Below are 12,304 nucleotides of genomic sequence, written 5' to 3'. Positions count from 1 at the left end.
ATCCAAGGCCTTATAAAGAAAATAAACGGCTAGGATATTGAGAGTCACTCCCCAAAACATGCCCTGCCAAAACTTGTCCGAAAGTTCGTAAATTGGCCACAAACTTCCTCCCTGCCAAAAATAAACACCCCACAGCAAAAGCCCCGCGAATGTAAACGCGATGAAGGCAATGAAATTATTTACTCCTCTTGTCTGCAACGCTTTTTTCTTGATAGCCATCTCACTGGCCTGAAAAAACGCTCCGAATAATGAATATATGATCCACATGTTTTAATTGTATCGCAAATTTACGAAAATAAAAACGACCCCCAAAGCAACATTCCGCTTGGGGGTCATAGACTATAACAATGTTATGTCTGTTATACGGGATGGAAATCATTAAAATATAATACAGTAGCACCTTCATCTGGAATAGCATATGCAATAAGGAATCCTCTTATGTGTCCTCCTATTGGAATGCTTAAACCAATAACTCTGTTTTTATCTATTAAGTATTCCTCTGATCCAACTTCTACACGCACATTATCTTTACCAGACAACTCAATTCTTGTGACTGTGCCATCAATAAAACTGATGGCAAGTATTGAATCGCCAGACTGTAACGAGCGTGTTTCTTTCCAATCAAGTCTTGGCATTTGTTCACTTCCTCATTATACCGGTTATGCCGGAAGGGTGATTTTCTTGTTGCGCTCTCTACCCATAAGCTCATCAAGAACAAGTCCATTAAGGACGAGTGCCCGCAACTGATTAAGTGCTTTGTTTAAACTCCTGCCAAGAGGCGTCATGGCTGGAATTTCTTTGCATGGCAGATAACAAACTGCCAGTCGTCGGTATTCTTCAGGAGTATTGACCCATGGTTCCTGCGTCCGGATAGCCCAAGTCATAAGCTCTTGAAAGAGCGTCGGTGTTCCCCATTTGGGTATTTTGATAATCTCATTAGGAAACATTTCCCTGAACATATTTTGATAGAGCGGATAGATTTTTAGAGCTACCCGAACTATCTCCGTATGCTGTATCCAATAGCCTGACGCATAAATGCACAGACTACCCTTGAGATTCATGATCTGTGACTCAATAGCACCAACTGCCGGCATTGCGTGACGATCTATATTGTTTAAGATATCACTGGGATAACTGATGGTGCCGATGGCACCGAGGTATCCCTCGTCAATCCGGTCAATCAAATCAAGCGCATCCAAGAAAAAATGCTCGTTATCGTCAAGACAACCGATTAAGTCGTCCGGACCAGATCCTTCCATGAGTTTTTTCAGACCATTTACTACCGTGACGGTCTTGCCGACATTCTCGGGATAGCAGGTGAATTCAAATATATCACCGAGTTTGTCCTTCATCTGCTGGAGCGTTTCCAGAGTATTGAACTCCGGTTTGCTTCCGTCACAAGCGACCAATACTCTCAATCCCATTTTCCTGCGTTCAAGCAAAATTTTAAGATTGAGGATTTCTTCGGTCTTGGCTAAAAGCTTTTCTGGCTTTTGGTTAACCGTTGGCATAAAAAGCAATAACTTTTTTGTCTTTCCTTTCATGTTTCCTCCTTTCAAAAAACATTAATGTCAAGTTTCAATCCAATATACCTAAGTTCCACTCGACCTTCTTTTTTAAGTTTAAAGTATGTCTATTAGAACTTTTAATACCAATAGCTCTGAACTACTTTTCGCTCTATTGATCTTTGCTCTGATTTTTATATGTATCGGTAGCACCGCATACATTTCATCACAAGCGACCGAATAGGAATCAACACCTTGCGCATAGTCCTTTTCTATTTTATCGAGGCGGATTAAAAGTTTACCCCGGAGATATTCCGTAGTTATCTCTTCATCACACAAACGCAGAGTTGAAAAAACTTGAAATAAGGTTCTAATTTTTTTTACAACACCTCCTTGTTTTTCAAATTTTTGGGATCCTGGTAAAGGAATTGTTAAAGGGTTCATACATCCTCCTTTCTTTTGTCTAGCCTGACGGCCGGGATTTAAATTTTCAAGTTACAATTGCCCATTTTTAGGACTTTCTAGAATATAGCATAATCTAGTTTTTGTCAAGGACTTTGGCTTAAATTTGCCAAAAGAGGCTTATTTAAGGCTTTTGGAAACTTCTAAAAACCTTGGAGAATTTAAATATGGCCCGAAAATTCTTAATTGTCTTGGAAGATTCTTGACAGAATAAAGCAGGTGTGCTAAATTGCTTTGTTTGGGAGAAATACATTATTTTTTGAATTTGACGGCCTTCTTGGGCGCGGTGTAGAATATAAAGGCTTAAGTTTTAATATGGAGTTATGTTTCAAAATATTGAGAAAAATGAAATAGAAGAAATTAACGCCAAACTGGACCAATTGCTTCAGGAAAAGGGCGAAACAAAGCCCGCCGGCGGTGCTAAAGCGGCTTCCTCTGGAAAGCCGGTTGTTTGTATTGTGGGTATGGGCTATGTCGGCTTTCCATTGGCGGCTATCGCGGCCAGCAAGGGCTATGAGGTCTATGGGTTTGACACGGACATTGAGAGACTAAAGCGCATTGAAAACGGAGAAAATATATTCAACGAAAAATTTTTAGACGCTATCCTGCCGAAAGTTAAAATTCAGACCTTTCATGATCCCCGCCTGATGCGTATTATGGACATTTTCATTATCGCCGTTCCGACACCGGTTGACGAGAAACATAATCCGATCTTGAAGCATGTCACTGACGCTTCCCGGACAATAGCAGAAAACATGAAGCCGGGTTCTTTGGTTATTTTGGAATCCACCGTTAATCCTGGAGTGAGCGAAGAGGTTGTTAAGCCGATTTTTGAAAAAGCCGGCTATACTGTGGGAAAAGATGTTTTTATTTCACACAGTCCGGAGCGCGTTGATCCGGGGAACGAGAAATGGAATGTTTCCAATATCCCGAGAGTTATCGGATCATTTGATGAAGAAGGGCTAAGAAAAACGAAAGAATTTTATGAAAGCATAATTGACGCGGAAATTTTGCCAATGGATAATATCCGCGAGGCGGAAGCGGTAAAGATCCTGGAAAACGCTTTCCGCGACGTTAATATCGCCTTTGTCAATGAGATGGCAATGTCTTTCGCGCGAATCGGAATTGACATAACAAATGTTTTGAGAGGAGCTTCCACTAAGCCATACTGGTTCATGGCTCACCGGCCCGGTTGCGGAGTCGGCGGACACTGCATCCCGGTTGATCCCTACTATATGATTGAAAAAGGCAAGGAAAATCAATTTGAACACAAATTTCTGACAGCAGCTAGAGTAATCAATGATGGAATGGCCGATTACACGGTTGAATTATTGCAAAACAAATTAAATGAAATAAAAAAATCCGTCAAAGGCACAAAAATTGGCGTGCTGGGGATTTCTTATAAGGAAAATGTTGGTGACTTGCGCGAAAGCCCTGCTCTTAGAATTATAGACAAAATTAAAAATTTGGGAGCCGATCTTTTAACATTCGATCCGTTTGTTCCCCAACTCTCAAATACAAACAGTTTGGAAGAGATTTTATCCAAATCAGAAGCTCTGGTTTTGGTTACCATGCATAATGAATTTAAAAATATTCCGGTGGAAGATTTTGTGAAAAATGGCATTAAGGTGATAGTTGATGGCAGAAATTGCCTGGATAAAAAAGCTATCCGTGAGGCCGGAATAATTTATGTCGGTATCGGAAGATAAGACCTTGATTTGAAGAATAAACAAAGGTATAATACTGGCAGGTGTTGTGCCTTTTATTTTTGAATGAAAAAGCATGTTCAGTATTATAAAATTAATTATTTGGATCGCTGGCATTCTGGTAGTCGCCTATTTTGTGCTGGGATATTTCGGATATGAAGTTAACCGGAATTATTTCAATGAAAGCAAGGCCAAGTGTGAAAATAGATTAAGCGAGTGCAAAAAAGAACTTATCCATCAAGGATTGAATAACGCCAAATGCGATTTTAACTGCGTTAATCCAAAACTAATAATTAAGAAAAAATGATGAAGCTAGTAGTCAACCTCCCCGCTTTTAACGAAGAACAAAAATTAGGTGAAACTATAAAAAGGATCCCCCGGCAGATTCCGGGTGTGGATGAGGTTTTCATTCAGATTATTGACGACGGCTCAATCGACAGGACTGTACAAGTCGCCCGCGATGCCGGAGTAAATTTCATTCATTCTCATGAAGTAAACCGCGGAATTGGGATCACTTTCCGCACCGCTGTGGAAAAAGCTCTGGAAAACGGAGCCGATATTATGGTCAATATGGACGCTGACGGACAGTTTGACCCAAATGATATTGAAAAACTCATTAAGCCGATATTTTCCGGCGAAGCTGATCTGGTAAGCGCCAGCCGGTTTGGCGACAAGAAAGCCAAAGATATGCCGAAAACAAAGTATTACCTTAATCTGATCGCCGCCTGGATTATCGGAAAATTCTTAAATTACAAAATTGACGATCTTACTTGCGGTTTCCGGGCCTATAACCGGGAGACGCTTCTTCGCCTTAATTTACCGGGGGCATTCACTTATACTCAGGAAGTGATTATTGACGCGCTGGGGAAGAACCTAAAGATCAAATGGATACCAGTTGAAGTCACCTATTTTCCCGAGAGGAAATCCAGAGTGGTAAAAAGCATCTTCAAATATGTAAATAACAGCGCCAGAATAATTCTCAAGGCCGTTCGCGATGTCCGGCCGATGAAATTTTTCGGCATTCCGGCGCTCATTCTTATTCTTATCTCCCTCGGCTTTTTCGTTTACTTTTTAGCGATGTATTTCCAGGACTTTAAGATAACGCCGTTTCGGAATTATCTTTTGGCGGCAATTACTTTTCTTTTGGTTGGTCTTCAATTTCTCGTTTTCGCCCTGATCGCTGATATGATAAAATCCAACCGCAAGCTTACCGAAGACCAGATGTATTTTTTAAAAAAAGAGAAATACGGGAAATGACATTGCCGAGCGAGATAAAGCAAGTAAGGGATACGTTTTGTATCCTTTTTTACTTGAAAGAAAGTCATTTTTGAAGTAAACTTAACTTATGAGAATTTTATTCATTTCCCGCGCTTATCCGCCGATTGTCGGCGGGATTGAAAATCAAAACTACGAGCTTTCTGTCTGGCTGTCGAAGCTGGCAAAAGTGAAAACTATCGCCAATAAGCACGGTAAAAAATTTCTTCCCTTATTTCTTCCCTACTCTCTCATAAAGGCGCTGTTTTTATTTAAAAACTACGACGTTTTGCTTTTGGGCGACGGCGTTTTGGGAATTGTCGGCTGGATTCTGAAATTATTTTACAAAAAACCGGTCATTGGCGTTGTTCACGGATTAGACCTGACTTATAAAATGAAACTGTACCAGAAATTCTGGGTCGGGATTTTTATTAAAAAGCTGGATAAATTAATCGCTGTCGGAAACGAAACCATTCGGGAAAGTGTCTCGCGGGGAATTCCGCGGGAAAAATTTGCCTTCATTCCTAATGGCGTGGATACCCAAAAACTTATCGGCAGTTATTCGAGAGAAGATTTGGAAAAAATTTTAGGAGAAAAACTGGAAAATAAAAAAGTTATTCTCACTTCCGGACGGCTGGCCAGAAGAAAAGGGGTTGCCTGGTTTATTGAAAACGTTATGCCGAAATTAGGCGGAAACATTATTTACGTCGTTGCCGGCGATGGCCCGGACAGGGAAAAAGTAAGAATGGCGATTGAAAAAAATAATTTGCGCGGCCAGGTCAAAGCGCTTGGATACGTGACTGACGAGGCGAGAAACGTTTTATTCAACACCTGCGATCTCTTTATTCAGCCCAACATCAAAGTGCCCGGGGATATGGAGGGTTTCGGCATTTCCGTTATTGAAGCTGCCTCTTGCCGCCTTCCGGTAATTGCTTCGCGGCTGGAGGGATTACAAGATGCGATTAAAGATGGCCAAAATGGTTTCCTAGTTGAGCCATACGACATTCAAGGTTATGTTGATAAGATTAATAAACTCTTAGCCGATGAAAGTTTCAGAAAAAATTTTGGCGTCCGAGCCCGACAATTCGTGATTGACAATTACAGCTGGGATATCATATCCAGGAAGTATTTAGAAGAAATTAAAAAAGTAGTTGCTAGCGCATAATTTTAGCAAATAAAAAATGCTTTTATTCATCCAAAACCAATTACTGCTTTATGCCGCCATCGCCGTAATCCTTTTTCTCCCCGGGTATCTCCTGCTGGTGGCAATTTGGGGCAAGGGCAAAATATTTTCAGAACTTGAGAAATTTATTATCTCTGTTGCCCTAAGCATCGGAATTGTTGACGTGCTTCTTATTCTGCTAGGAAAATTTAAAATCCCCATTACTCGATTTTCAATTTTGCTTGCACTAGCAATATTCTTCCTAGTTTGCATTTTAATAAAATACTCGTATAACACTATCCGCCGGCCGGCGGATAGTGTCACAGAGAAAGCAGAGAAAAAGGAAGAAGGTGCCAGCGGCTTATTTTCTTTTTCAAAAAATCAGGTAATTCTTGTTATACTTATTTTCTTTCTTTCCGTATTTATCCGGACTGTTTATCTCCGAGACACGATCACGCCTTCTGCCACTGATCTGGGGCACCATATGTACTGGACTAACTTGATTGTCCAAAAAGGGGTGCTTCCGGAATACGAGAAAGTAGACATTATTAAAACAGATGAACATTATAGCATCAGCCAGCCGCAAAAAATAGCCGACTTCATAATCGGAGAACATCTTGTATTCGCCGCCATTGCCCTTATTTCAGGAGCAAATGCAATTTCCGCCTTTCCCCCACTGGTACTGCTGTTAATCAACATCATCGGGATTGGAGCGGTTTTTATCCTTGTTCTTCGCCTTTTTGGAGAATATCCCTGGGGGAAAAACGCCGCTATCTTCGCGCTTTTCCTTCTTGGCCCGCTTTATGCCATTTCTTCCTCGCAGGCGAAATTCGTAAGCGGCGGCGTGATCGGCAATATCATTGGAAATCTTCTTATTCCGCTGGCAATTTATTTTTTCTACCGCGCCGTGCAGGAAAAAAGGCCCACCTTTTTCACGCTGGCTCTTTTCCTAACCGCTACCCTTTTTTACACTCATCATTTGAGCGCTTTAATTTTCATCTTCGTTTTATTTTTATTTCTAATTTTATTTATCATTTTAAGCATCACTGACAGAAAAGCGCTCCTCGATCATTTTCGCATCTGGCGCAAGCTCATTTTTTCTCCCTCCGTAACCATCTTTTTACTTTTTACTTTATCCTTTTTACTTTTTGTCTACACTCCCAGTTATATTAAAATAAACGCTCTTGAGACAGTCGTGGGAGCGCCATCAAAGTCAACCAAGGAAGGATTTTCCTTTTCGCAAATTTCCATAATTTCCGGTGAAGCGCGGATGGTGCTGGGAATTTTCGGCGCGTTTATTATCATGCTCTTTTTGCGCAAAAAACCTTACCCGGCGGCGCTTCTTGCAAGCTGGATCGCGACAATTTTCATTATGTCGTGGAAGCCCCAATGGCTGCATATTAATATTCCCTCTATCCGTATTGCCAATTATCTTTCTTATCCCCTCGCGGCAGCTGGGGCAGTTGCGCTCGCTTGGATTTTTTTCCAGTTTCGGGAACCGGCACTGAAAAAGGTCTATATCTCTTCAAAACTGGCACTGTCAACTTTTGTCGTGCTTTTCACATTTGTAACCACTAATGGCTTTTTTGACAATGCCCAATCACTAAAAGCGAGTGGTGCTCAGCAGACCTTTCAAACTTTCCGCGCGGCGCAGTATCTTGCAGAAAAAACCTCTCAATCAGATATAATTCTCAAGGATCACTATTACATTGCCGCCGATGCCTGGATGAAATTGTTTTTTATGCGCGATTACAATTATCCTTTCACGCGAAGCTTTTTTTTCCGCTATGAAGAAAATAAAAAGCGCGAGCAGTGTACTTTTCAGATGATTTCCTCTCCTAACACTGATGAGGGGAAAAAATGTTTTGCAGAAACCGGGACTAATTTTGTGGTAATAAATCCTGCTTTTGACAGCGCTCAATTTCAAAAAAGCCAGCAGTTCGATCAGGTTTATTCCGCTGATGAAATAGCAATATTCCACAGGAAATAATTCTAATCCGGCAACACAATACTGCGGCCGCAGTAAAGTGTTACTGGCTATTATACGCCTATATGGAGCGAAAAATCATACTATCATTCATAATAATCCTGCTCGCTAGCTTTTTTTATCTTGCTTATGTCGAGCAAAGGCAAGCTGATTACGACTACCAGAAAAACTGGTGGGTGGTATATTTTGAAAATCCCAAAGGTGATTTGCTAGATTTTGTCATTGAAAACCACAGCAGTCAAAACAATTTTCACTGGGAAGTTCTGGCAGAAAAAGATAAAGTTAAAGAAGGTGATGTTAATATTGCCAAAGGAGTAAGAGAAATTATCAAATTAAATATCGACAATTCTATTGCCGGCAAAATCACTGTTTCAATTACAAGTGGCGAGGAAAAGAAAGAGATTTACAAAAATTTTGAAAAATAGTAATATTTGTCATTGCGATCCTGCCTTGGCAGAAGAAGCAATCCCGGAATTTTATTCACTAACTATGAGATTGCCGCGTCGCCTGGCTCCTCGCAATGACATAAGGGGAAGATTTTTGAAAAATAAAAAAAGCCCGGGGAAAATTAAGTGTAATGGATTTATTAATCTCTTGATGAGAAAAACTTCCCAATACGTTCTTAATTTATCCTCTTGGGCTTTTATATCGCACCGCGCATGCCAGGACCGTGGGCAAGGTACTGGACTTTTTACTTCTATACGAATAGCCCTACAAATAACATATATGCGCGATGCGAAGATTTGTTTCAAAAGAACTTTTTTAGGTGAAATTGGAACGGATCTGCACTGAGGCCTTGGACAGATTTATACTCTTTGCAGAGTCTGTATTCTGATCCCATCTCCCAATTTCACTATAATAACCTAGCATATAACTAAATGTTTGTCAATAGCTAGAACCTGAAAATCTATCTATTGGCTTATTAAAGCCAAAAATGGAAAAAGAGAATCGGAGAAAAAAAATACTGCTAGTCACCCGGCCGATCGCTCCTCCCTGGGACGAAGCGTCAAAGAATTTCGCTTACAACCTTGCCAAAAACACAGGTGGTTTTGATTTTTACCTTCTGACGAACGGAATAATTCCGGATCTTCCCGAAAACATTCACCAGAAACCGATTTACACTTCCAATAATTTCAGCTACTTGCAAAAACTGCGACTACTTAAGCATCTTCGCAAAATGCGAAATGATTTCGATGTTCTCCACTACATTTTCACTCCTACCAAACAAAACACTTTTCTTATAAAAAAACTGGCTGGAAGTAAAAAAGCCAAAAGTATTCAAACCGTCGCCACGCTAAGAGAAGATCTTTTTTCTGACAAGGAAATTAAAGGCCTGATATTCGGCGACTCAATCGTCACCTACTCTGATTGTGCAAAAAATAAGCTAAATAAACTTGGATTTAGTAATGTTCAAAGAATTTATCCTGGTATTGATCTCAATCTCTACTCTCCCGCCCCGAAAGACAATCAATTACTTACCACACTCAACTTGCAACCCGGAGATTTTATTTTAACTTATCCCGGCGAATTCACCCGTCTTGGCGCCACCGATGACATTGTTGATATGATAATAAGGCATTATGGCCTTTTGGATAAAAACAAAATTAAAATTATTTTCGCTTGCCGGATAAAAAACAAGAATGACCTAAGAAAAAAAGAGGAGGTCCAAAAAAAGCTAAGAGATAAAAATCTGTTAGGATTAGCACGATTTCCTGAAACTTTTACGACATTGGAGAAATTATTCAATACCTCAGATTTAGTCATATTTCCTGTCCGTGATATGAAAGGAAAATTTGATGTTCCCTTAGCCGTGGTTGAAGCGATGGCTTGCGTCAAACCGGTCATAATTTCCGATCTTCCCATCCTTCAAGAATTCGCAAATGAAACGAATTCTGTTACAATAAAAAGTGGTGATACTGGAAAACTATTCAGCGCAATTATTGACCTTTATCAAAATAAGGAAAAAAGGGAGAAGATAGGAAAAAATGCCAGAGAGTATGTAGAAAAAAATTTTGACATCCAGAAAATCGCCGAGCAGTACAAGAAAATTTATGAAGAATTATAACCTGAAGAATATATCACCATTTAAAAAGGAACTTCAAGCCGACACAATGAAGGTGCCGGTAATTTTTCACGCTTCCGAAGATCTTTTGCCGAAAGAGGAAGTGTTCAAACAACTTGAGGAGTTGGCTCAAAATGAACAGCTTTTCAACCACGTTGCGGCGCTAAGCGATGCTCATTCCAAAAAAGGACTCCGCACTCCTGCTGGAGTAGTCGCGGCATCAGAAAATTACTTGTTTCCCCAGCTTGTTGATGCCGCCCCCAACTGCGGGATGCGCCTAATTCTCACTGATCTTAGTGAGCAAGAAATGAAACCAGAAAAAGTTGATCAACTATTCCGGGCACTAGTTTCTGCTATTCCTACTAAAAAATACATTGGAAAAGCCATTCCTTCTGAAGTATCAATGGATGTATTTCGCAAGGGAAGCAAGGCAGTTACTGATTATTTCTCCGTGCGGACAAGGAATGAGCTGGAAAATACTTTTAAAAACGGAAATGCGTTTACCTGTAATACCGAGGAAGATTGCCCCACTAAACGAGAAATTCGCGATGTTATTCCGTCATTATTCATCAAAATGGGACGCTACCGACTGGGAATTCTGGGAGCCACCGAAAGCCATTTTCTCTCTCTAATGAAAGTAAAGGAAATTTTCAATGATGAAACTTCCAAAAAATTAAATATCCGCGCCGACCAGTATGCTTTTCTTATGCACACCGGATCGGGAATCATCGGCCGCTATATCGCCTCTCTCTACACTCCCGTTTCTGAAAATCGTTTTCTGGGAAAAACCATTTTGCGGACTGGGCAAACTTTCTTTGACAGCCAAATGAGGCCGGTGTTTAACAACTTAAGAAAAAAAATAAAATTGGCAGAACAAAAGAAAGAATTGTTTTCCTATGAAGATCAAAGCATTGAGGGCCGGATGTTTATTGCCGCTTTCCAAGCCGCCAGCAATTACGGATTTGCCAATCGGGCCGTTATCACCCATCAGCTGGATCTGGCGCTGGAGCAGATTTTCCAGCGGCCGGTTGATTTGCAGCTTCTTTACGATACGCCTCATGTTTACATTAATCAAGAAAATCATTTTGGAAAGAACGTTTGGGTGCATCGCAACGGCGCCACAAGAGCTTTATTCGGAGAACCAATACTCATTGCTCCTCTTGTTAATACCCTTGCCTATGTTGGGGTTGGCACTGATAAAAACGAATCAACTTTCTTTTCAGCCAATCATGAAATTGGAAAGGCGGATGCGATTAATCTGGAGACAATAAGATCCGATGAACTTTCCCCGCAAAATAATGACTACACTTTTGACATTTATCGAGGCAGGAAGAAAACCATAGGGAATCAGAATACGTTATATCAGCAATATGCTGAAAAAATCGTGGAGGATTTAGCCAGTAATAATATTATGAACACAGTTGCGGCATTGGAACCAGTGGTAATGCTGACATACTAACAAGTATTAAGTAGCCAATATAATGCGTTATGCTGAAAATTATTACTATCTCCGGTCTGGATGGATCGGGAAAGTCCACCCAAACTGAACTGCTGAAAAATTACTTGGAAGCGCAAAAAAAACGCGTTTTTTATTTTCACGCGGTTGAATTTTCTTTCGGGAATAAAATAGCGAATCGTTTCAAAATATTTTATAACACATTACTGCGGCCGCAAATAAGTGTTATAAAAGAAAAAAGTAATACCAGCGCAGGTTGGATCACTGTTCAGTTAAGAAAAATTTTTTTATCTATTGATTTGGCAAGATTCAAAAGATTGGTTAAAAAACTGGAAAATCAGGGTTTCGATTATATTTTAAGCGACCGGTATTTTTATGACAGCGTGGTGAATATCGCATACCTTGTGCAGCAACGTCATTCCTGCGAAAGCAAGAATCTAGAAAAATTTTCCTGGATTCCGCATCAAGTGCGGAATGACAATATCGTAAAATCTGCTCTGGCAATCTACCTTCAATCCGATCCGGAAATCATAATGCAGCGGGAAAGAATTCCTGATCAGGGAATTGAGTATTTAAAAAAGAAAAAGGACCTGTATGATAATTTCGCTAGAGAATTTAACCTAACTATAATTAACGGAAATCGTAATCAAGAAGAAATATTTGATGAAATAAAAAACCTTGTAATAAAAGATAAGACATATTAATTTGAG

13 protein-coding genes are annotated in these 12,304 nt (G+C 40.2%); 9 read left to right on the top strand and 4 right to left on the bottom strand.

The features are described from left to right. The 4 genes from NT136_03925 to NT136_03910 form a co-directional block, all read right to left on the bottom strand. Positions 1 to 267 (bottom strand): hypothetical protein (locus tag NT136_03925; protein ID MCX6766077.1); only part of this gene is annotated, 267 nt, incomplete at its 3' end. Between the two features lie 92 nt (positions 268 to 359). Beyond that, positions 360 to 635, bottom strand: a complete 276-nt coding sequence (locus NT136_03920) for a hypothetical protein (protein MCX6766076.1) — start codon at positions 633 to 635, stop codon at positions 360 to 362. A gap of 24 nt (positions 636 to 659) precedes the next feature. After that, a complete protein-coding gene (locus NT136_03915; protein MCX6766075.1) occupies positions 660 to 1,544 on the bottom strand; it encodes a hypothetical protein in 885 nt (294 codons plus the stop codon). Between the two features lie 78 nt (positions 1,545 to 1,622). After that, positions 1,623 to 1,949 carry a hypothetical protein gene (locus tag NT136_03910; protein ID MCX6766074.1) on the bottom strand — a complete coding sequence of 109 codons (327 nt, stop codon included), beginning with the start codon at positions 1,947 to 1,949 and terminating at the stop codon, positions 1,623 to 1,625. A 341-nt stretch (positions 1,950 to 2,290) separates the two neighbouring features. On the opposite strand from NT136_03910, the gene NT136_03905 reads away from it, so the two are divergent. The 9 genes from NT136_03905 to NT136_03865 all read left to right on the top strand — a co-directional run bounded on the left by NT136_03905 (position 2,291) and on the right by NT136_03865 (position 12,298). Beyond that, positions 2,291 to 3,676 carry a nucleotide sugar dehydrogenase gene (locus NT136_03905; protein MCX6766073.1) on the top strand — a complete coding sequence of 462 codons (1,386 nt, stop codon included), beginning with the start codon at positions 2,291 to 2,293 and terminating at the stop codon, positions 3,674 to 3,676. A 73-nt stretch (positions 3,677 to 3,749) separates the two neighbouring features. Continuing rightward, a complete protein-coding gene (locus tag NT136_03900) occupies positions 3,750 to 3,980 on the top strand; it encodes a hypothetical protein (protein ID MCX6766072.1) in 231 nt (76 codons plus the stop codon). Continuing rightward, positions 3,977 to 4,930, top strand: a complete 954-nt coding sequence (locus NT136_03895; GenBank protein ID MCX6766071.1) for a glycosyltransferase family 2 protein — start codon at positions 3,977 to 3,979, stop codon at positions 4,928 to 4,930. Before NT136_03900 ends, NT136_03895 begins: the two co-directional genes overlap by 4 nt. Before the next feature lie 88 nt (positions 4,931 to 5,018). Further along, positions 5,019 to 6,092, top strand: coding sequence for a glycosyltransferase family 4 protein (locus NT136_03890; GenBank protein MCX6766070.1), 1,074 nt, complete (start codon positions 5,019 to 5,021; stop codon positions 6,090 to 6,092). Positions 6,093 to 6,108: 16 nt separating this feature from the next. Further along, on the top strand, positions 6,109 to 8,079 hold the full coding sequence (locus tag NT136_03885; GenBank protein ID MCX6766069.1) for a DUF1616 domain-containing protein: 1,971 nt from the start codon (positions 6,109 to 6,111) through the stop codon (positions 8,077 to 8,079). 62 nt (positions 8,080 to 8,141) lie between these two features. Beyond that, positions 8,142 to 8,501, top strand: a complete 360-nt coding sequence (locus tag NT136_03880) for a hypothetical protein (GenBank protein ID MCX6766068.1) — start codon at positions 8,142 to 8,144, stop codon at positions 8,499 to 8,501. Positions 8,502 to 9,010: 509 nt separating this feature from the next. Then, on the top strand, positions 9,011 to 10,141 hold the full coding sequence (locus tag NT136_03875; GenBank protein ID MCX6766067.1) for a glycosyltransferase family 4 protein: 1,131 nt from the start codon (positions 9,011 to 9,013) through the stop codon (positions 10,139 to 10,141). After that, positions 10,128 to 11,597, top strand: a complete 1,470-nt coding sequence (locus NT136_03870; protein ID MCX6766066.1) for an RtcB family protein — start codon at positions 10,128 to 10,130, stop codon at positions 11,595 to 11,597. Before NT136_03875 ends, NT136_03870 begins: the two co-directional genes overlap by 14 nt. Positions 11,598 to 11,626: 29 nt before the next feature. After that, on the top strand, positions 11,627 to 12,298 hold the full coding sequence (locus NT136_03865) for a hypothetical protein (GenBank protein ID MCX6766065.1): 672 nt from the start codon (positions 11,627 to 11,629) through the stop codon (positions 12,296 to 12,298). The last annotated feature ends 6 nt before the right edge of the window (positions 12,299 to 12,304 follow it).

Source organism: Candidatus Moraniibacteriota bacterium (genome assembly GCA_026396275.1).
In the GTDB taxonomy this organism is placed as follows: domain Bacteria; phylum Patescibacteriota; class Minisyncoccia; order Moranbacterales; family JAPLXC01; genus JAPLXC01.
The sequence above is the reverse complement of the archived record's forward strand: the minus strand, read 5'-3'. Positions and strand labels throughout refer to the sequence as shown.

Bases quoted from the DNA above. Each gene is read 5' to 3' on its own strand.
- NT136_03915 (MCX6766075.1), bottom strand. From the start codon at position 1,544: ATGAAAGGAAAGACAAAAAAGTTATTGCTTTTTATGCCAACGGTTAAC.
- NT136_03875 (MCX6766067.1), top strand. From the start codon at position 9,011: ATGGAAAAAGAGAATCGGAGAAAAAAAATACTGCTAGTCACCCGGCCG.
- NT136_03880 (MCX6766068.1), top strand. From the start codon at position 8,142: ATGGAGCGAAAAATCATACTATCATTCATAATAATCCTGCTCGCTAGC.
- NT136_03900 (MCX6766072.1), top strand. From the start codon at position 3,750: ATGTTCAGTATTATAAAATTAATTATTTGGATCGCTGGCATTCTGGTA.
- NT136_03885 (MCX6766069.1), top strand. From the start codon at position 6,109: ATGCTTTTATTCATCCAAAACCAATTACTGCTTTATGCCGCCATCGCC.
- NT136_03905 (MCX6766073.1), top strand. From the start codon at position 2,291: ATGTTTCAAAATATTGAGAAAAATGAAATAGAAGAAATTAACGCCAAA.
- NT136_03870 (MCX6766066.1), top strand. From the start codon at position 10,128: ATGAAGAATTATAACCTGAAGAATATATCACCATTTAAAAAGGAACTT.
- NT136_03895 (MCX6766071.1), top strand. From the start codon at position 3,977: ATGATGAAGCTAGTAGTCAACCTCCCCGCTTTTAACGAAGAACAAAAA.
- NT136_03890 (MCX6766070.1), top strand. From the start codon at position 5,019: ATGAGAATTTTATTCATTTCCCGCGCTTATCCGCCGATTGTCGGCGGG.
- NT136_03910 (MCX6766074.1), bottom strand. From the start codon at position 1,949: ATGAACCCTTTAACAATTCCTTTACCAGGATCCCAAAAATTTGAAAAA.
- NT136_03920 (MCX6766076.1), bottom strand. From the start codon at position 635: ATGCCAAGACTTGATTGGAAAGAAACACGCTCGTTACAGTCTGGCGAT.
- NT136_03865 (MCX6766065.1), top strand. From the start codon at position 11,627: ATGCTGAAAATTATTACTATCTCCGGTCTGGATGGATCGGGAAAGTCC.